The 19,937-nt window shown below is 62.8% G+C and carries 18 protein-coding genes; 13 read left to right on the top strand and 5 right to left on the bottom strand.

Annotated features, from left to right (window positions below; genetic code table 11):
- Entirely contained in the window at positions 1 to 783 is a 783-nt protein-coding gene (locus IEV67_RS09115; protein WP_188436247.1) for a glycosyltransferase family 2 protein, read from the bottom strand.
- A gap of 57 nt (positions 784 to 840) precedes the next feature.
- Here IEV67_RS09115 and IEV67_RS09110 point away from each other — a divergent pair, with 57 nt between their 5' ends.
- Complete coding sequence (locus IEV67_RS09110) at positions 841 to 1,284, top strand: GtrA family protein (protein ID WP_188436246.1); 444 nt, start codon at positions 841 to 843, stop codon at positions 1,282 to 1,284.
- A 197-nt stretch (positions 1,285 to 1,481) separates the two neighbouring features.
- Here IEV67_RS09110 and IEV67_RS09105 read toward each other — a convergent pair whose 3' ends face one another.
- Positions 1,482 to 2,039, bottom strand: coding sequence for a DUF1643 domain-containing protein (locus IEV67_RS09105; RefSeq protein WP_188436245.1), 558 nt, complete (start codon positions 2,037 to 2,039; stop codon positions 1,482 to 1,484).
- 74 nt (positions 2,040 to 2,113) lie between these two features.
- A complete protein-coding gene (locus tag IEV67_RS09100; protein WP_188436244.1) occupies positions 2,114 to 3,577 on the bottom strand; it encodes an outer membrane protein assembly factor BamB family protein in 1,464 nt (487 codons plus the stop codon).
- 334 nt (positions 3,578 to 3,911) lie between these two features.
- Here IEV67_RS09100 and IEV67_RS09095 point away from each other — a divergent pair, with 334 nt between their 5' ends.
- Together IEV67_RS09095 and IEV67_RS09090 are read left to right on the top strand one after the other, a co-directional pair.
- Positions 3,912 to 4,208: a helix-turn-helix domain-containing protein gene (locus IEV67_RS09095; protein ID WP_033105015.1), complete on the top strand. Its 297-nt coding sequence runs from the start codon at positions 3,912 to 3,914 to the stop codon at positions 4,206 to 4,208.
- On the top strand, positions 4,205 to 5,491 hold the full coding sequence (locus tag IEV67_RS09090; protein ID WP_188436243.1) for a type II toxin-antitoxin system HipA family toxin: 1,287 nt from the start codon (positions 4,205 to 4,207) through the stop codon (positions 5,489 to 5,491). The genes IEV67_RS09095 and IEV67_RS09090 overlap by 4 nt, the downstream gene beginning before the upstream one ends.
- 99 nt (positions 5,492 to 5,590) lie before the next feature.
- Here IEV67_RS09090 and IEV67_RS09085 read toward each other — a convergent pair whose 3' ends face one another.
- A complete protein-coding gene (locus IEV67_RS09085; RefSeq protein ID WP_188436242.1) occupies positions 5,591 to 7,036 on the bottom strand; it encodes a tyrosine-protein kinase domain-containing protein in 1,446 nt (481 codons plus the stop codon).
- A 116-nt stretch (positions 7,037 to 7,152) separates the two neighbouring features.
- Positions 7,153 to 8,508, bottom strand: a complete 1,356-nt coding sequence (locus tag IEV67_RS09080; protein WP_188436241.1) for a tyrosine-protein kinase domain-containing protein — start codon at positions 8,506 to 8,508, stop codon at positions 7,153 to 7,155.
- Between the two features lie 102 nt (positions 8,509 to 8,610).
- On the opposite strand from IEV67_RS09080, the gene IEV67_RS09075 reads away from it, so the two are divergent.
- From IEV67_RS09075 to IEV67_RS09035, 10 genes are all read left to right on the top strand, one after another.
- Complete coding sequence (locus IEV67_RS09075; RefSeq protein ID WP_188436361.1) at positions 8,611 to 9,780, top strand: hypothetical protein; 1,170 nt, start codon at positions 8,611 to 8,613, stop codon at positions 9,778 to 9,780.
- 241 nt (positions 9,781 to 10,021) lie between these two features.
- Positions 10,022 to 11,812 carry a polysaccharide biosynthesis protein gene (locus IEV67_RS09070; protein ID WP_188436240.1) on the top strand — a complete coding sequence of 597 codons (1,791 nt, stop codon included), beginning with the start codon at positions 10,022 to 10,024 and terminating at the stop codon, positions 11,810 to 11,812.
- Positions 11,809 to 12,942 carry a DegT/DnrJ/EryC1/StrS family aminotransferase gene (locus IEV67_RS09065; RefSeq protein WP_188436239.1) on the top strand — a complete coding sequence of 378 codons (1,134 nt, stop codon included), beginning with the start codon at positions 11,809 to 11,811 and terminating at the stop codon, positions 12,940 to 12,942. Before IEV67_RS09070 ends, IEV67_RS09065 begins: the two co-directional genes overlap by 4 nt.
- Positions 12,939 to 13,937 carry an ATP-grasp domain-containing protein gene (locus IEV67_RS09060; protein WP_373284461.1) on the top strand — a complete coding sequence of 333 codons (999 nt, stop codon included), beginning with the start codon at positions 12,939 to 12,941 and terminating at the stop codon, positions 13,935 to 13,937. Before IEV67_RS09065 ends, IEV67_RS09060 begins: the two co-directional genes overlap by 4 nt.
- Positions 13,930 to 14,625, top strand: a complete 696-nt coding sequence (locus IEV67_RS18975) for an HAD family hydrolase (RefSeq protein ID WP_229702932.1) — start codon at positions 13,930 to 13,932, stop codon at positions 14,623 to 14,625. The genes IEV67_RS09060 and IEV67_RS18975 overlap by 8 nt, the downstream gene beginning before the upstream one ends.
- Positions 14,622 to 15,833, top strand: a complete 1,212-nt coding sequence (locus tag IEV67_RS09055; RefSeq protein ID WP_268238582.1) for a polysaccharide pyruvyl transferase family protein — start codon at positions 14,622 to 14,624, stop codon at positions 15,831 to 15,833. Before IEV67_RS18975 ends, IEV67_RS09055 begins: the two co-directional genes overlap by 4 nt.
- Positions 15,834 to 15,855: 22 nt before the next feature.
- Positions 15,856 to 16,518, top strand: coding sequence for a sugar transferase (locus tag IEV67_RS09050; protein ID WP_188436236.1), 663 nt, complete (start codon positions 15,856 to 15,858; stop codon positions 16,516 to 16,518).
- Positions 16,515 to 17,738, top strand: coding sequence for a glycosyltransferase family 4 protein (locus tag IEV67_RS09045; protein ID WP_188436235.1), 1,224 nt, complete (start codon positions 16,515 to 16,517; stop codon positions 17,736 to 17,738). Before IEV67_RS09050 ends, IEV67_RS09045 begins: the two co-directional genes overlap by 4 nt.
- Before the next feature lie 60 nt (positions 17,739 to 17,798).
- Positions 17,799 to 18,845, top strand: a complete 1,047-nt coding sequence (locus IEV67_RS09040; protein WP_188436234.1) for a polysaccharide biosynthesis protein — start codon at positions 17,799 to 17,801, stop codon at positions 18,843 to 18,845.
- Positions 18,846 to 18,856: 11 nt separating this feature from the next.
- Positions 18,857 to 19,936: a polysaccharide biosynthesis C-terminal domain-containing protein gene (locus IEV67_RS09035; RefSeq protein ID WP_229702930.1), complete on the top strand. Its 1,080-nt coding sequence runs from the start codon at positions 18,857 to 18,859 to the stop codon at positions 19,934 to 19,936.
- Position 19,937: the final 1 nt, after the last annotated feature.

The following is a 19,937-nucleotide window of genomic DNA, read 5'->3' as shown; positions in this document are numbered from 1 at the left end:
TCAGGAGGAAGACCCGGGTCGGCGGATGCTGCGCAGCGGTGCCGACGGACGCAGCGACAGCGTCCACACCTCCTGCAGCGCGGCGATCGCGAACTGGCGCAGACGCTTGGGCGGCAGGCGCAGGTTAGCGGCGCGGCCCCACATGGTGCCACTCGTCGATTCGCCGCGGCGCGGGATGCTGGCCACGCGCACATAGCGAACGGTGAAGCCGCCGCGTGCCTCGGCGAGCGAGAAGTGCACGTGCGGCACGCTCGCGTCGGCGGGCACGGCATCCACCTGAGCCTGCAGAGCAGACGGACGGTAGGCGCGCAGGGGAGTGTTGACGTCGGGAATGCGACGGCCGGATGCTGCGGCGATCAGTAGCCCGACAGCCCCGGTGAGCACCTTGCGGTACCAGGGGTCGGTGCGTCCGTCGCGCACGCCGTGTACGACATCGGCGCCGGTGGACTCTGCCGCGGTGATGAGGCGCACGAAGTCGGCGCCGAGGAACTGTCCGTCCCCGTCGACGTGCACGAGCAGATCGGGGTCGGATGCGAGGCCCGCGCGATATGCGGCCAGCGCCGTGGGGCCGTGGCCGCGGTTGGCGGGCTGTGTCTGCACGTCGACGTCTGCCACGTCGTCGAAGACGTGGGCGGTGTCGTCTGTCGAGCGGTCGTCGGCGATGACGAACGTGACGCGTGCGGCGAGCGGAGAGACGTGGTCGCGGATCTCGTCGATGAAGCCTCGGATGCCTTCGGCTTCGTTGTAGGCCGGCATGACGATGGCGAGATGAGAGAAGGTCAAAGAGGTTCCTCGGCGGGCGTGTGCGGCGAGAGTACGCGCACGAAGTAGCCTAGTCGAGTGAAGATCCCTGCCCGACTGCGCCGCCTCGCCGGCGTGGGAAGTCGCTTCCTCGTCGTCGGTGCACTCAGCACGATCATCGAGATCGCGGTGTTCAACCTGCTCGTGTTCGTCTGGGGCTGGGACCCGGTACTCTCCAAAGTCGTCGCCTCGCTCGTCGCGTTGATCAACGCCTACATCGGCAACCGCGAGTGGACGTTCCGGCACCGCGCCCGCCGCGGCCGCGTCTCAGAGCTGGTGCTCTTCCTCGTCACGAACGGTGTCTGCACCTTGTTGGGGGCAGTCCTCGTGTGGCTGGGCGTCGTGGCGCTGGAGGCCATCGTCGGGCACGCGACGGGCGCGCTGGCACTCAACATCGTGAACCTCATCAGCATCGTGATCGTGGTGCTGATCCGCTTCGTGCTGTACCACAAGGTGGTCTTCCGGGGCGCTCCCACCAGCTGAGCGGGCGGACAACGCGCGGCTTCTGTCCTCCGACCGGCTCGAAGTACACCTTCATGCAGTCGGAGAGATCAGCTGTTCCGCACGCTCGCTCAGAGGCTCACTCACGACGTTGCCGTCCCGCAACGAAAGCAGCAGAGTCAGCGCCATGCGCTGTGCAGCCAGGTCGCCGAGATCGTCAAGGTCTTTCTGGCCGAAGCTCAGAACGACGCGCGAAGGTACTCGCCTGTGTCAAACGACTGCAACAGAGTGTCCCCGCGCACGTACAGTGGATGCCGCGGATGGCCGTACTTGGTCGGCGCTCCGAGCGACACCCAGTCGCAGCCGGCTGCTGTCGTGATCTCGAGGATGTCCCGCAGCAAGGCCGGCAAGTACGGCCGTGACGTGACGAGTCCGCCCCATGCCGCCAGCAGCGTGACGGGCCGGTCGCTGACGAGTCTGGTGATGTGCTGCTCGTTCTCGGCTTTCAGGTGCGCGCGGTGCTCGCGATCGATGTCCTTCGGGTCCGTCGCGATCTGCGGGTAGACGTTGAGCATCGTCCAGCCGTCATAGCCGTTGTCGGCGGCGAACCTGCGCACCCGCTTGATCGTCGGGTCCGGCGCGTTGGGGACAGCTGTGCTCGGGTTGATCCCGACGCACACGAGCGGGTTCTGCCCGGCTTCTCCCAGCACGAAACGCGCTGAGCCGTCGGCCGCGTGCTCGTAGAGCCACTCGCGCTCGCTCTCGACGATGCCGTCTACGGACTCTTGGATCTCCACCGGTGCCACCGTGTGCCGTCCCGCGACCAGCGTGATCGCTCCTCGCGTCAGGCTACCGGCCGGCTCGGACAGTGTTACTTCGAGAGGTCGTAACCCACGAGCTGATCCTTCGTCTGAAGAGCGTAGAACTGGTCGGAGTCCTCGCGGGCGGTGCCGCGTGGCAGCCATGCCTGTGCTCCGCTCGTCACGACTCCGGTGGTGAACTCGGCCGGGTCCGTGATCTCACCGCTGGGACCGCAGCCGATAGTCACGCCTGCGTTGTCATAGAGCACCAGTCCGCGCTCAGGGATCGAGCGTTCCGGGGCGAGGAACGTCTTTTCCTCTGAGCACGCCAGGAAATCACCATTCTTCAGCGGCTCAGTCTCGCCCGTATCCAGAGAGATCATCGTCGAAACACCCGCGTCGTTGAACACAAAAGTGCCCTTCGGGTGAATGCCGCTGGCCGAGCTGTCCAGGGCCAGATCATCGGACTTATAACTCCACTCTTCGTCGCCGGTCAGGGGATCAAGCCGGACGAGTTCGCCAGCGCCGCCGGTCTCGAAAGCCCACGCATCGTTTCCCGCACCCTCCTCAACCCGGTACCCGGCGTCTTCCCCGGTGCAGAACACGCTGCCAGCGATCGCGCAGAAGATATAGCCGTCGCGCTTCCACAGCATCTCACCGGTGGCGCGCTCGAAGCCGACAGTGACGATGTCATCCACGCTGGCGAATGCCTCCTCGGTGTCCTGACGAGACTGCGGTGACACGTTCGCGACGATGACATCACCATCCGCCGTGAGCCTGCCGCTTCCGAGAAGGTCCATAGCGGCACCTTCGTAGTCGGGGAGGATCTCCTCTGCCGGTGTCCTGGACAGGATCTCGTCGCCATCGGTCACGATGAACTCGAGCGGCTTACCGTCTGCTGCGATAGAAATGTGCAAGTCGTCGTCCAGCGAGCGTGAGGGGATGTCGTCGAAGAACCTCGCGTCCAGGTCCTTGCTGCTCTCGAACCCGTCGTCGAGTGCGAGCCGCGCGGTGATGCTCGACTCGGTCTCGTAGTCCCATGAGCCAACGCAGAGCGCACCGTCACAGGAGTACAGCCGACCTGAGGCCCAGAGCTTGGGTGATTCAGCGACCAGGTCTCCGGTGCCAGGGTCCAGCAGCTGAAGTGTGTGTTCCCAGCGATCATCGTTCTCCACGGGCGGAGTGATCATTCCGATGAGTGGTGTGCCGTCTGCCGTCTCGACGACAGTTGGCGCGAGGTACGCGCTCTGAGTGACGTTGCCGGTGCTGGCCTCGTGTGACCAGAGCTCTGATCCGTCCTTGGCCGAGTAGCTGGCGAGTGTGAACACGTTGTTACCGCGCATCTCGTACACGAGCACTGTGTTGTCGACGACGGTAGGAGAACTTGAGACCGCGTCGAGATTCACCGACCACGCTGGCTCGACCTTCTCCGAGAGGTCAAGCGGTGGTGTCTCGGGAGTGCATCCGGTGATCGTCAGCACGACGACGGAGAAGCTGACGATGCTCATCGCGCGCAAACGGGACCTGCGTGACATTCGATCTCCTCGGGGAAACAGGCCGGTACCGACTGCGGCGGTTCCGGTGCAAACTAGACGAATTGCGCGTACTGGCCCAGCGACATCGACGCGATGATCTCAGATTGGCGTAAGACGCGCGGAGGTGCCTAATCGGCGGCGCAGCACGAAGCTTCGAGCAATCGCGCTTCGCTCGTGCCGGCCTCCTGGGTTTGAGAGCCTGCGGGCCGTGATCGAGCGATGCTGGGCACGCTCTCGTGGATCGTGGCAAGTACGCGGTAACGACAGCTATACTGCTCACTAACAGCTATTGCGGTCACTGCAGCAACCACTAAGTGTTGAGGGGAGTGTTTTCATGGCTCAATCAGGACCGGAGCGCGCGCGGCGCATGCGGGAACTCGGAGAGAACCTCCGCGTGTGGCGCAAAGCACAACGTCTGACCACCGAGATCGTTGCGCAGCGCGCCGGCATCACTCGCGGCACACTGCGCAATATCGAGAACGGTGAAGGCAGTGTCCGCTTCGAGAACCTCTTCGCCGTGCTCGAAGTGCTGGGCCTGGAGCGTGGGGTGCTTGATGCCACCGACCCCTCCACATCCGTACGCGGCCGTGCTCTGCTCGAGGACGGACTTCCCGAGCGGGTGAGGCTATGAAGCTCTGGGTCGATGTGCAGCTGCCGAGCGGAAGCGTCGTGCCGGCCGGCACGATCGAAGACATCGGCGGGCGCGGCCGCGGTCGTGGCGGGGGCCGGGCGGGCACCGTTTCGTTCTCATACGCACCCAACTACCTCGTCTCGCCCAGCGCTTATCCGCTCGCACCGTCGCTTCCGCTCACACCGGGGACCTTCTCTCCTTCGGGCAGCAGAGCGATGCTCGCAGGCCTCGCCGACAGCCAGCCGGATCTGTGGGGGCGCCGATTGATCGATGCCTCCCGACGGCGGCGTGCACAGCGGGCGGGTGCGGTCCCCTCCCGTGCGAGTGAGGTCGAGATCCTCGCCGCAGTGCCCGATGCCACTCGGCAAGGCGCTCTGCGCTACCGCCTGATCGAAGACGCTGATGCTGGACATGTTGCCGCGGCACCTCTCAGTCGTACGCCCACGCTGATGGAGCTGGACACGCTCATCGCCGCCGCACAGGCGTTCGAACACGGAGAGGAGATTTCGGACGACACCGCAGAACTGCTGGCTGCCGGCACCTCGGCGGGAGGCGCGAGGCCGAAGACGAACGTGCTCAGGGAGGATGGATCAATCGCGTTGGCAAAGCTTCCGCGAGACGCGGACTTCGGGGACGCGATGGCCTGGGAAGCCACGGCGCTGCACCTGTCAAGGGACGCCGGCATCACGGTGCCCACCTTCGAGTTGATCCGCGTCGGAGATCGTTCGGTGCTGGTGCTGGACAGGTTCGATCGAATACACGAAACATCCGGCGCCGGACAGCGCATCGGCTACCTCAGTGCGGACAGTCTGCTGGACAAGAGCCCCGGCGAGCTACGCACCTATGTCGATCTCGCCGAGGCTGTGGGCCGAGAGAGCAGCATCGCCGGGGACACCGCTGAACTGTTTCGCCGCGCCGCCGTGTCGCTGTTGATCAACAACGTCGACGACCACATGCGAAACCATGGGATGCTCCGGTCCAAGTCAGGCTGGCAGCTCTCCCCGGCCTTCGATATCAATCCGTTCTACCGGCACGGAGCAGTGGAATCCACACCGATCTCGGACGTGGATGATCCTGCACGCCGCGACATCCGCAACCTTTTCGATGCGGCCGACGCATTCCGGCTCACGCGCGCGCAGGGCATCGAACTCCTTCGCGAGGTCGAGCGCGCCACGTCACGCTGGCGTGAAGTGGGGGCGGGCTACGGTCTCACCTCTGAAGGCCTTGGCGCGATGGCTCATGCGTTCGAGGGCCAGAACCGTGAACGCGTGCGGGAACTCTGAATCTCCCCGAACTGCGCGACGTCCATCTCGACCGATATGGGAAGCGGGTTGCGGAGCGCCGAACGGATGCCGGGATGCCGGCGGCCCCGAAACGCCGAACTACCCCTTGGTCTTCACCCGCGCGCGCACCCGCGGCTTAGCCTCGGCCTGCGTGAGCTGCACCGGATCCTGATCGTGCTCGCTCGTCGACCCGTAGGTGTACGAGCCGTAGCCGTAGCTGTCTGGACCCTTGGTCGGCAGCATCGTCACGACGATGCCGAGCAGGTTGACGCCTGCGGTCTCGAGTGTGCGGATCGCGCCGGAGAGCTCGGGCTTGCGAGTCTTGCCGGATGCCGCGGTGAGGATGACACCACGCGTCTTCTTGCCGATGACTGCGGCGTCGGTGACGAGCAGCAGCGGGGGAGCGTCGATGAGGATGTAGTCGAAGTACTCCTCCAGCGGCGTGAGCAGGCGATCCATGGCTGCGGATCCCAGCATCTCGCTCGGGTTCGGCGGCACCGGGCCACTGGGAAGCACATAGAGTTCGTTCGCGCCCCACTTCTGCAGCGCATCCGAGACGCCGACCTGGCCGATGAGCACACTGGTGAGACCGACGCCGCCCTCGATGCCCATGTAATCCGCGACGCGGGGGAGCCGAAGGTCACCGTCGATCAGCGCGACGCGTGCACCGGTCTCGGCCAGGGCGATGGCGAGGTTCGCGGTCGTGGTCGACTTGCCCTCGCCCGGTCCGGCGCTCGAGATGACGAAGGTGCGTGAGCCGGAATCGATGTCGAGGAACTGCAGGTTCGTGCGCAGCGAACGGAACGACTCGGCGCGGGGGCTGCGCGGGTCGGCGTGCACGATCAGCGGGCGCTTCTGCGCGTCGGGATCGTAGGCGATGCCGCCGAGCATCGGCTTGTCGGTGATGAGTTCGAGATCATGCAGTGCGTGGATGCGCGTGTCGAGCACGCTGCGCAGCACCGCGACGGCAATGCCCGCGGCGAGGCCGAGCAGCCCGCCCAGCACGATGAGCAGCGGTATGTTTGGGCTCGTCGGCGTGGTCGGCTCGGCCGCCGGGTCGGTGATGGTGATCTGCACGGGGCTGGCCCCGCCCTCGGTGTCAGGACGCTCGAGGTCGTTCTGCACCACTGACGCGAAGCTCGTCGCGGTCGCATCGGCGATCTTGGCGGCGAGCGCGGGGTCGGTGTCGGTGACGGTGATGTCGATCAGCACCGTGTTGAGCGCGGTGGTCGCCGTGATGCGTGCCGCGAGCGCGGATGCCGATGTGTCGAGGTCGAGTTCTTCGATCACCGGGTCGAGCACGAGGGCCGTGCCGATCACGTCGACGTAACTGGTGACCATCTGACGCGCGAAGGTCGTGCCCTGCACGAGGTCGCCGGTCGCGGCGCCTTCGGTGCGCACCGACACGTAGAGCTGCGTGGAGGCCACGTACTTCGGGGCCTGAGTGAAGGCATACGCGGCACCACCGGCAAGGCCGACGAGCAGCAGCACCAGAATGATGATCCAGTTCTTGTGCAGGATGCGTATGTAGTCGCGAAGATCCACGCGTCTGGTCCCCTTGGGTTGGTTGTCAGTGTCTTACGAAAGCTTCAGTCATTGTTCCACAGGCATTTGCCGCGCAACGGCGGCCCACATGGCCAACGCGTCATGTCACGCGCGCGTCAGCCGCCGTACACGCCGTAGGCCGTTCGGTCGGCACCCCTGGTCGGCAGCATCGTCACGACGGTTCCGAGAACCTTCGCTCCGACCTTCTCGATGGTCGACTCAGCGTCAGAGAGTCGACCTGCGCGGGTCTTTCCGGATGCCGTGACGAGGATCGCTCCCTGGGTCTGACGGGCCAGCACCGCAGCATCCGTCACCAGGCCCACCGGGGGCGAGTCGATGAGGATGATGTCGAAGGCCGCCTTCAGGTCGTTGAGCAGCGCGGTCATCGCGCTCGAGCCGAGCAGCTCTGCTGGGTTCGGTGGAATGGTGCCGGCCGGCAGGATGAACAGCGCACCGCGCCCCCAGTGCTGCAGGGTTTCGCTTGCTGTAGCGCGCCCGATGAGCACCTCGGTCAATCCGACGCCTCCCTCGATCGAGAAGTAGTCGGCGATGCGCGGCAGCCGCAGGTCGGCGTCGATGAGCGCGACGCGAGCGCCCGACTCGGCGAAGGTGATGGCCAGGTTGGCGGTCGTGGTCGACTTTCCCTCGCCAGGGCCGGCGCTGGTGACGGTCAACGCCATCGACCCTTCGCCGAGGTCGAGGAACTTCACGTTCGTGCGCAGCGAGCGGAAAGCCTCTGCGCGGGGATCGCGCGCATCGGCGGCCACCACCAGAGGCCGCTTCTTCGCTTCAGGGTCGAGAGCGATGCCACCCAGCATCGGTGCGGATACCGCACGTTCGACATCCTCGATCGTGCGAACCCGGTTGTCGAGCACCGAGCGCAGCACGCCGATGCCGATGCCGGCGGCGAGCCCGAGCAACGCGCCGAGTGACACCGTGAGCGGAATGTTCGGCGCGGCGGGCGAGATCGGCACTGAGGCGGCTTCGAGCGTGTCGATGCGCACAAGGCTGGGCCGCGCGTCGACCGGGCGTTCGAGCTGCTCTGCGACGACGGTGGTGAAGCTGTCGCCGATCGCGTTCGCGAGGCGTGCGGCCTGAGCCGGATTGTGGTCGGCGACGGTGAGGGTGATCGCGGTGCTCGTCGTGGATGCCGTTGCGCTGACCTTGGATGACAACTGTGCGACGGTGGAATCGAGGCCGAGGTCGTCGATGACGGGCTGCAGCACGAGTGAACTCGGGATGATGTCGACATAACTGGTGACGGCCTGCTGGGCGTATCCGCGCGCGAGGTTGAGTTCGGCGGGTGTCGCCGTGTCGCCGGCCTGTGCCGACACGAGCAGGCGTGTCGACGTCGTGTACCGGGCGGGCGTCGTGAGTGCGATCAGCACGCCGATGCTGAGGCCGATCAGGGTCAGCGAGATGATCAGGACGAGGTTGCGTCGCAGAAGACGCACATAGTCCTGCGCGGTCATCGCTCTCCAGTCTTCGAATGTCGTCGGCGGCCGCCGGGTATCCTTACAGAGAGTAGTCCAATACACGGCCGCCCTTGGCGCGCCTCCAGAACGGTGGGTTCTATGTCTTCGAGCAACGAGATGCCCGATCTCGATCTGCCCGCGCGCGCCGTGGGCGATTCGCCGCGGACAGACCCGCTGCTCGAGGCGCTCGTGGGGCGCCCCCGCGAAGAATCTCGTCCGCATGCCGAAGGAGCGGACGCCGTCAGGCTCGTCAATCTGGTCGACTCGGCCGTCGTGAACAGCTCGCCGTCGGTCATCTTCGTCTCTTCTCAGAAGAACAAGAAGCCCAAGAAGCACCGCGGTCACCGACGCATCGACTGGGTCAACACGATCGTCGGGGCAGTAGCCGTCGTCGTGGTCGCAGCGACGGCCGTGTTCACCGGAGTGCAGGTCGCGAGTGCTGATCCGGCATCCGACGCGGTCGAGGTGCTGGCCGCAGACGAAGCGTCGCTGGCGGGTGCGGAGAATTCTCTCGCCGCGTCGACGGCGCGACTCGAAGAGAGCATTGCGACGGGACTCAAGGATTCTGAGCTCGTCCGCGCCGCACTCGCGGAACTGGCTGCGACCGCCGATCACGTAGAGACGGCTGATCCCGCTGCTCTCGCTGCGGCGGTTCAGGCGGTCGACGCCTATCGAACAGCGCTCGATCAGGCGACTGTTCCGCCCGTGCCCGCGTCGTACGAACGCGGCGCCGTTGATGAAGATTCGCTCACGAGTGTGGCGGATGCGATCAACAAGGTGCAAGAAGCATCGACCATCGTGGATGAAGCTTCCGACGAACTGCGCACGGCTCGTACCGCGATCGAAGCGCTGAACACCGCGTACACGGGTCAGCTCGCGGCTTTCGCCGGCAGCCTCACCGCGTATGCGACGACTCAGAACGACGCGTTTCCGGTCGCGGGTCAGGAGTTCAGGGATGCCGTCACCACTGCCGCCGCCGCGGTAGCGGCGACTCCTCTGACGGGCACTTCAGCCACGTCGGTGCTCAAGACCTTCCGCGACGCCGTGCTCGCTCTCCGCGAAGAAGACCTGCGCGTGCGAGTGATTGAGGAACAAGAGCGTGAACAGTCGCAGAACAATCAGCAACCGGTGACGCCGACGCCGGATCCAGGGGAAACCGATCCCGGCACGACAGATCCTGGGACGGACCCCGGAACCGACCCGGGAGTTGACCCAGGAACTGACCCTGGTACGGAACCGAATGACGGCGGCGGCCTGTTCGAAGGCTGATCGGCGCGTACAAATCTGATGTGGGTAATGCAGAGAAGCAGTGCACGGTCGATGCACAGTTGTGTGTCACGATGTAAAGGAATTAGCAATCAGCTGAATGGACTCGAGGAGCCCGGCTGACGCGCAGCAGGGGTGCTGTATTTGGTGGGGGGCAATAAGGGTGAATTCAGCAGACAGCGGCGGCGTGCGAACAGATACCGGATCGATCACGATCGTGTCTGTCGCGCAACGTCGGCGACGTATGGCCGCAGCCATCGTCGACAGTCTGGCGTGGATCGTCGGCATCTTGGCCGCGGTTGTCTTGCGGTTCGAGTTCGAACCGTCGGTGCGCGGCTGGATCGCGACGTTGGTGCTTGCGCTCATCGCCGCCGGACTGCAGGTTGTCGTCGGTTACTTCCTCGCGTTCTACCGGGGCCGGTTCACATACGGCTCGTTCGAAGAAGTGCGTACTCTTGGGCTTGCTGTCACCGCGCAGGCTTTCGTCTTGGCCATCATCGTCATGACAGTCGGGCCGATCGTCAACATCCCGCGCGGTACTGTCATACTCGCTTTCCCCTTCGTGCTGCTGCTGATGTTCGGCGTGCGTTATCTTGCCCGCCTCTTGATCGAACGTAACCGTAAGCCCGGCGATGCCGCGGAGCCCGCACTGATAATCGGTGCCGGTTACCTGGGCGACACGCTGCTGCACAACATCACCACAGACCCCACGTCGCCGATCCGCGCCGTCGGCATTCTCGACGACGACCCGGCGAAGAAAAACTTGAGACTGCGCGGTGTGCCGGTGATCGGCCGCACCAGCCAGATCGCCGCAGCGGCCGAGCGCACCGGTGCGACTACAGCTGTCATCGCGATCGGCCGTGCCGACAGCTCCCTTCTTCGCCGCCTCACCGACGCCGCCGCATCTGCTGGCCTGACTGTCTCGGTGACTCCCACTCTTTCCAACCTGGTGAGCGGCGAGGAATCGGCAGCTGACGTGCGCGACATCAGCATCGAAGACCTGATCGGTCGCCACCCCGTCGACACGAACGTCGAACTCATCGCCGGCTACGTTACCGGCCGTCGAGTGCTCATCACCGGTGCCGGTGGCTCGATCGGCTCCGAGTTGTGCCGGCAACTCGCGAAGTACGGCCCTAGTGAACTGATCATGCTCGACCGTGATGAGACGGGCCTCCAGCTCGCACAGTTGGGCACCTCTGGTCACGGTCTTCTCGACACCAAAGACGTTGTGCTCGCCGACATCCGCGAGGGCGAGACACTCAACGAGATCTTCGCTTCTCGCCGCCCGGAGGTCGTGTTTCACGCCGCAGCGCTGAAGCACCTGCCCATGCTCGAGCAGTACCCAGACGAAGCGTGGAAGACCAACGTGCTCGGCACACTCAACGTGCTGCAGGCTGCGCGGTCTGTTGGGGTGGACACATTCGTGAACATCTCGACCGACAAGGCTGCGAACCCGACGAGCGTGCTGGGGCACTCGAAGCGTGTTGCTGAGAAGCTCACGGCCTGGGCGGGGGAGCAGACCGGTATGCGCTACCTCTCGGTACGCTTCGGTAACGTGATCGGCAGCCGCGGTTCAATGCTTCCGACGTTCAAGGCGCTGATCGAGGCCGGCGGACCGCTGACTGTCACGCACCCTGACGTCACTCGCTATTTCATGACGATTCCTGAGGCATGCCAACTCGTGATCCAGGCCGGCGGTATTGGGCGAACCGGGGAGGTGCTGATTCTCGACATGGGTGAGCCGGTATCGATCCTTGAGGTGGCCAAACGCATGATCGCGATGTCGGGCAAGAACATCGAGATCGTGTTCACCGGGCTGCGGCACGGGGAAAAGCTGCACGAGGTACTCGTCGGTAACCGCGAAGATCTCGAGCGTCCGTTCCACCCTAAGGTTTCCCACACGACCGCCGATCCGATCTCGCCGGAGCGCCTTGATAAGGCGGGCTGGGAGGCACGAATGGTGTCGGAACCCCGAAACAACGACACGGCCATCATCCAGCCTTTGCGTCTGAGCAACACGGAGAGCCCAAAATGAGTGAACGCATCTACATGTCTTCCCCCGATGTGGGGCAGCTCGAGGAGGATGCCGTGGTCGGGGCGATGCGCTCGGGGTGGATCGCTCCGCTCGGACCGGACGTTGACGCGTTCGAGCGTGAACTCGCCGACCGCGTCGGTGTGGCATACGGCGTCGCATTGAGCTCTGGTACGGCAGCACTGCACCTCGGCTTGTTGACGTTGGGCGTCAAGCCTGGCGATATCGTGGTCACGTCGACCATGACTTTCGCTGCGACAGCGAACGCGATCGTGTATACCGGCGCCGAGCCGTATTTTATTGATGCCGATTCTGCGACCGGCAACATGAATCCCGAACTCCTGCGCGACGCGCTTGTCTCGTTGCGTGCGGCGAACGAGACCGTTGCCGCAATCGTCCCCGTCGACCTGCTCGGTAAAGCCGTCGACTACACGTCGATTCTCGCGATCGCCGACGAGTTCGACGTGCCGGTGCTTTCTGATGCCGCGGAATCTCTGGGAGCCACGCACTCAGGCAGGGCCGCGGGCAGTTTCGGCCGCGCATCGGTCGTCTCGTTCAACGGCAACAAGATCATGACGACGTCTGGCGGGGGCATGCTGCTCACGGACGACGAATTGTTTGCGAAGCACGTGCGTTATTTGGCTACTCAGGCCCGGCAACCTGTCGTTCACTACGAGCACACCGACGTCGGGTACAACTACCGCATGAGCAATCTGCTGGCAGCGCTCGGGCGAGCGCAATTGTCGCGTCTCGACGAGATGATCGCGAAGCGTCGGGAAATGCGTGAGTTCTATAAGCAGCTCTTCGCCGACATCGACGGAGTCGAGGTGTTCGGCGCCGAGGGCGACGAGGCCGATAACGTGTGGCTGACGTCGATCATCATCGACGAGTCGACCGCGGGCTGGGCGCCGCGCGACCTGACCGCGGTTCTCTCTGAGTCGAACATCGAGAGCCGACCCTTGTGGAAGCCGATGCACAAACAGCCTGTGTTCGAGTCATTCCGGGGGGAGATCGACGGCACGTCGGAGTCGCTTTTCGAGCGTGGGCTGACGTTACCGAGCGGTTCGGCGTTGAGCGGTGAACACCGGGCGCGTGTGCTCACGACAATTCGCGGCTTCCTGACGGCGCGGTGACGAGAGTGGACAACGATAGGTCAGCCTGGCTGCTGTCGAGTGCTGGGCGTCGGGGATCGTTGGTAAAGCTCCTGCAGCAGCAGCCGTTGCGCGATGAGCATTCCCGAGTGGTCGCGACAGACGTGTCGCTGCTTTCAGCGGCAGGACGATTGGCAGATGAGTTCGAGCAGGTTCCGCCTGTCAGAGATCCCGAATTCATCTCGCGGACTTTGGAGATCGCCGTCAGGCACGATGTCGGCGTGATCATTCCGACGATCGACCCCGAGATCGAGGTATACGCGAATCATCGGGACACCTTTACAGAGCACGGGATTGACGTCTGGGTGTCGACTCCCGAGGTGACCCGATTGGGCTGGGACAAATGGTCCCTGTACAGATGGCTGAGGGAACGGGGCCTCCCCACCGTCGACACCTTCGAGGTGACCGACCTGCCGGAGGGGAGCCTTCAAGGGCCTGTGGTCGCCAAACCGCGCTCGGGCTCTTCCGGCATCGGCGTGGTGATCGCGGACTCGGTCGACATGCTGGACATCGACGGCCTCGATGAGAGCTACATCGTGCAGTCAAAGGCCCCGGGATTCGAAGTGACCGTCGACTTCGCGGTCGGGCGAGATGGGCGTGTGCTCGCCATCGTTCCGCGCCGGCGCATTGAGGTACGCGGAGGCGAGGTTTCCAAGGGAGTCACCGTCGATTATCCCGCTGTGATCGATGTGGCGCGTAGCGTCGCGAGTCAGTTGCCTGGTGCGTACGGCGCACTCAACGTGCAGGTGTTTTACGAACCGAAGACTGGTGAGATCAACATCATCGAGATCAATCCACGATTCGGTGGCGGCTACCCTCTCGCCCATCTGGCGGGCGCCAACTTCTTCGACGCACTCCTCAGAGATGGACGAGGTGAGCAAGTCGAGGAGTTGGACTGGGACGCGGGCACGCTGCTTCTGCGCTACGACACCGAGGTCATCGTGTCGGGATTCGACGTGCGGAGCATCGATGGTTGATCGGGTCTATGTCTTCGATCTCGATGACACGCTCTACCTCGAGCGAGACTACGTACGCAGCGGGTTCATGCACATCGGAGACGTTTCTCGATCCCACTTTGGGGTTGATGGCGTCGGCGAACATGCATGGTCACTGTTCGAGCACGGCACTCGCGGCAACACCTTCGACCTCGTGGCGGCGCACTTCTCGCTCCCTCCAGAAGCGACTCGAGTTTTCATCGAGGAGTACCGCAACCATGACCCCGCGATCGCGCTCCAGCCCGATGCCCTGTACTACTTGCGGAATCTCCCTGATGACGCCGTCGGAACCGGTGTGGTCACAGATGGATTTGCAGAGGGACAACGGCGGAAACTTCGGGCTCTGAACCTCGACGATGTCCTCGACAACATCGTCGTGACCGGCGAACATGGCCCGGGATGGACGAAACCCAGCGAGAACGCGTTCCGTCTCATCGAATCGAAATTCGCCGGACGAGAGATTGAATTCGTCTATTTCGGCGACAACCCGACGAAAGACTTCAACGCGCCTCATCAGTTGGGTTGGCGAACTGTCCGCGTTCGTCGGCCGCTCGGATTGCATTTCGCCGTCGACGACACGGTCGTCGTCGACGAGACGATCTCGACGTTCCCCATGAAAGATGCGGTGGGCGATCAGGCCCGTCGTGTGAAAGGAAGATTGCCGCAGTGATCGGATTCACAGGCCCGTACTCGGATGTCAATTTCGGCGACTACGCGATGCTCGTCAACAACGTTTACACCCTCGACGCGCACGACACCACGATCTTCGTCTACGACAAGGCGTTCGTCGAGAAGATCTGCGACGACTATTTCGAGAATCGCCAGGTGCGGCTCGTTGAGGTCAGATTGCGGGTCGGCGCGTTCTCAGAGGGGCGGGATACTCGGTATCTGACTCCGATGGAGATCCTTCGTGAGATCGAGAACATCGACGAAGTGACTGCGGCGGTGGCAGACATGGACACGCTGTACGTCAATGGCGGCGGCTACTTCAACTCGCTGTGGACCCAGCCCCACCGTATCGAGCGATTGGTTCAGATCATCGCACCGGCACTCGTCGCCGCGACGATGAACATTCCGGTCGTCTTCACCGCGAACGGTTACGGGCCCTTTCGCGGCGACACGGAGTTCTTTGCGAGTTTCTTCGGGTCGCTGCCAAATGCTAGCTTCGGTGCGAGAGACACGATTCTTTCGCCGCACTGGTTGAACCAGGCAGGCGTCCACCCAGATCGAATCCATACTCTGCCGGATGATCTGCTCTTCATCGACGAACGGCTCGCGCCGAAGCGGGAGCTGCAGGCAGACAGATATGTCTTGATCGAGACTTACCTCCCGACCGATTTCATCGCGGACAACTTCTCACATTTTGAGCGGTTCGCGCAGCGGATGGCGGATGATCATGGGCTTCGGATCGTCTTCGTCCCGTTCAATCTTGGCCACGGCGGCGTTGATCAGGGGCAACTCCTCGCGGAGCGTCTTGACGGCGTCGAGATGTTCGACATCACCGATCGCGGCTACCTGCCGATCGAAGACGCCGTCGGGCTCGTTCGTAACGCGGAACTGGTCATTTCCAGCCGGTACCACGCTGTGATCCTCGCGCTCTCCGTGGGGACGCCGTTCGTTAGTGTGCTCAAGGATGTCCTGGGAGACAAGCAGTACTACTACGGCAAGAACGTGGGCGCGCTCGAGGGCGTCCTGGAGGGACAGCGGCACGATCTGCGGGACTACTTCTTCATGGACTATGTCGAAGGGCTGAACGCCGTCGTCGACGACTTCGAGGGGATCACGCGACGTCAGCGTGACAATCATTCCGCCGCATTCCCTCGTACGGGCGCGAAGTTGCGCGCTGCCCGCGAGACATATCTCAAGGGAGACAGCTGATATGGGTACGTCTTCATCTCGGATGGCCGAATCGCGTTTCTACGCTCGTTTCGGCAAGAGGCTTCTCGACCTCTTCGGAAGCGCGATCGCCATAATCCTGCTGTCACCTCTGGTGCTGGTCAGCGCAGTTCTGGTAAAGGTGACGTCGCGAGGTCCGGCGTTCTTCTTCCAGGATCGCCCCGGCCTCCACGGGCGGACATTTCGCATCATCAAGTTCCGCAGCATGCTCACGTTCGAGGACAGCTACGACGCAGAGGGCAACGAGCTAACCAACGATCAGCGCGTGACGCGCATCGGCGCAATTCTGCGGCGCACGAGCATCGACGAACTGCCGCAACTCTTCAACGTCTTCCTCGGACATATGTCGCTCGTCGGCCCCAGGCCGGCATTGCAGTACCAGGTTGAGCGCTACGACGAGGGACAGCGAAAGCGGATGGATGTGCGGCCGGGCATGACCGGGCTTGCGCAGGTGAAGGGCCGTAATTCCCTGACTTGGGATCAGAAGATCGCGATGGACCTGGCGTATGTTCGTAATGTGAGTCTCGGTCTCGACGTGAAGATCATGGCCAAGACCTTCAATGTTGTCGTATCCGGGGCCGGTCTTCGTTTCGAGAAGCACGATAAGTTGAGCGCGCATAACGGTGACCTTCGGCGGCACATCGGCGAGAAGAAGGACGGCGAATGAAGATCGCCATCGTCTCGCAGTACTTCCCGCCGGACAAACCAGGGCGAATCGCAGACGAACTTTCGCAAGAACTTGCGCGCCGAGGGCACTCCGTTCGAGTACTCACAGCGTTTCCGCACTACGACACCGGTAAAGTTCCTCCTGAATACCGTCAGCAATTGAGGCATGTCGAGTCGCGCGGTGCCGTGCGCGTGCGGCGAGTGCCGATCTTCGCAAGTCACTCCAGCAACGCCATCGGCAGGATAGCGAACTACTTGAGCTTCCCATCGTCCGCTCGGTTTGCCGCGTCGTTCGTGAAGGATGCTGACGTCATCTATGTTCATGGCACTCCGGCCACCGCCGCTCACGTCGCATATCTCTGGTTTAAGAAGTTCGGTATCCCGTACCTCTATCACGTGCAGGACATCTGGCCGGAGTCAGTGACCGGGTCGGGCTTCCTTCCAGGGCCCGTCAGAAAATTCGCGGACCGTGCCATAACTCGTTGGCTTCGTAAGGTCTACGCGTCGGCTGCAGCAGTGGTCGCGATCGCGCCAAGTGCACAGAAGCTTTTCGTGGATCGGGGCGCATCCGCCGATCGCGTGCACCTTGTCTACAACTGGGCGCGAGACTCCAAGCGCGCCACTTCAGCGCCCCAGAGGAACAGGCCGGGACTCGCGCTGCTGTACGCGGGCAACCTCGGTGCGCTGCAGGATCTGGAGACCGTGCTCAAAGCAGCAGCTCGTCTGGGCGATCTCAAGGACTTCCGACTTCTCATCGCGGGGGCTGGCGTGCTGGAGGCTCGTTTGAAGGAACTCACCAACGAACTTGGGTTGCAAGAGAGGGTGGAGTTCCTCGGGAAGGTGCATCCTGACGACATCATGGGTGTCTATGCGCAAGCCGATTTCCAGATCGTCTCGCTCAAGAAGCTGGACATCTTCGCCGGTACGATCCCGTCGAAATTCCAGGCCGGGCTTGCCCATCAGCTTCCGGTCATCACGACCGTAGCGGGAGATGTGTCGCACCTGGTCGTCGAGAATCGGCTCGGCATCGTCGCTGAGCCGGAGAATGTCGACTCACTCGCGGACGCCTTCCGTCTGGCTTATGCGACGACATCCGACGAGAGAGAAGCGTTCCGCGAACGCGCTCGGGATTTCTACAACGCGAACTTGACTAAGGAACGCGCGGTGACGTCGATCGAAACGATCTTGGCTGCGATCAAAAGATCCGTGGAGTCGCGATGAACGGCAAACGAATGGCAAGCGTGGGCCGGGCGGCCGCCGCGACTATGGAAGAAGAGGAACATGACGTCGTACGCAGGTAAGAAGATTCTGGTCACCGGAGGAACAGGTTCCTTCGGCCATACCGTCACCTCGAAACTGCTGCAGCGGGACGTGGCGGAGATACGCATCCTTAGTAGGGACGAGGCCAAGCAAGATCTCATGAGGCATGACATCGGTGATCCTCGATTGCGCTTCTATGTCGGTGATGTTCGTGACTACGACAGCGTCGAGCGTGCCACTCGTGACGTCGATTATGTGTTTCACGCCGCTGCGTTGAAGCAGGTTCCGTCGTGCGAATTCTTCCCGATGGAAGCGGTGCGAACCAACGTGACGGGTAGTGAGAACGTCGTCAGGGCATCCGACCACAATGGAGTCAAATCCGTCGTTTGTCTGAGCACCGACAAAGCGGTGTATCCGGTCAATGCGATGGGAATGTCGAAGGCGCTGATGGAGAAGGTCGCGCAGTCCCATGGGCTGAATAACCCGAATGCTTCGACCACCGTTTCCTGCGTGCGATATGGGAACGTGATGTACTCGCGAGGCTCGGTCCTCCCGCTCTTCGTGCGTCAGTTAAAAGCGGGCAAGAACCTGACCATCACTAATCCAGAGATGACTCGTTTCATGATGTCGCTCGCGAATTCGGTCGACCTGGTGGAGTTCGCGTTCCAGAATGCGCAGCAGGGCGACCTCTTTGTACGCAAGGCGCAGTCGTGCACGATCGGCGACCTGGCGCAGGCGGTTATTAACTTGTTCAAGGCGAAGGCAAAGATTGAGGTCATTGGAACTCGCCACGCGGAGAAACTGTCCGAGGCACTCGCAACGCGTGAGGAGCTATCCCGTGCGCAAGATATGGATGAATACTTCCGAATCGTTGCTGACAACCGAGATCTGAACTACAGCGTTTATGTGGATGAGGGCGACGTCACGCAGAACCGGTTCGACGACTATGACTCGCACACTGTTGACCGTATGAGTGTCTCGGAGGTTGAGAAGCTACTTCTCACGCTCCCCGAGATGCGAGCAGAACTCGGCCAGGCCGGAATCGACTGGGAGACAGCATCCGCATGACACGCGTAGCGATGACCGGTGCACGCGGCTTTCTTGGTTGGCACACGCGACTGGCGCTTCGCGAGCAAGGTGTCGACGCATCAACCGTCGCCGTTGGACAGGAGTACGATCTCGACAGCGCTAGACAAGCAGTCAGCGGCTCGGCGCGCGCGGTCCATCTAGCCGGGGTCAACCGCGCGAGTGACGACGAGGTGCGTGACGGGAACGTCCTTTTTGCCACCCAATTCGCTGAAGCGTTGAGACGCGCGGATGAGCCGCCCTCAATAGTCTCTTACGCGAACTCCACCCAAAGCATCAACGGTTCGGTATACGGCGAAGCGAAGCTACGGGCGTCGGAGATCGTGCGGAGTGCCGCTGATGCGGTCGGTGCGACGTTCGAGGATGTCGTGCTACCGAACCTGTTCGGTGAGCATGGTCGTCCGTTCTATAACGCCGTGACCGCGACGTTCTGCCACATGCTCGCGGCGGGTGAGCGCCCCGCGGTCGTGCAGGACAAAGAGCTGAAACTTCTGCATGCCCAGAACGCCGCGGACCTACTTTCGGGGGGCATTCCGTTGACGATGCAGCCTTCGCTCGAAGTTCGTGACACGGTGTCTGGGCTGCTGAGCAGACTGGAAGGCATCGCGCGCGCGTACGCGCAGGATGAGATCCCGGATGTCTCTGATACGTACCAGCGAGACCTTTTCAATACCTATCGGTCATATACATTCGACACGCGGACCCCGATCACGTTGACGCGGCATGCGGATGCCCGAGGATCTTTCTTCGAAATCATCCGCTCCCATGGCGGAGCCGGCCAATCATCGTTCTCGACTACTGTGCCCGGCGTCAGCAGAGGCGACCACTACCATCGGCGTAAGATCGAAAGGTTCACCGTGCTTTCCGGGCAGGCGACGATCTCCTTACGCAAAATGTTCACAGACCGTGTCGTCGAGTTCGCTGTGCGGGGCGACGAACCCCGGGCTGTTGACATGCCGACTGGATGGTCGCACAAGATTCAGAACACGGGGACTGACACCCTGTACACCTCTTTCTGGGCTAATGAAATATTTGATCCAGAGAAGCCCGACACTATCGCAGAGGCAGTGTGAA

This window comes from Microbacterium murale, assembly GCF_014635185.1.
GTDB classification, from domain to species: domain Bacteria; phylum Actinomycetota; class Actinomycetes; order Actinomycetales; family Microbacteriaceae; genus Microbacterium; species Microbacterium murale.
The sequence above is the reverse complement of the archived record's forward strand: the minus strand, read 5'-3'. Positions and strand labels throughout refer to the sequence as shown.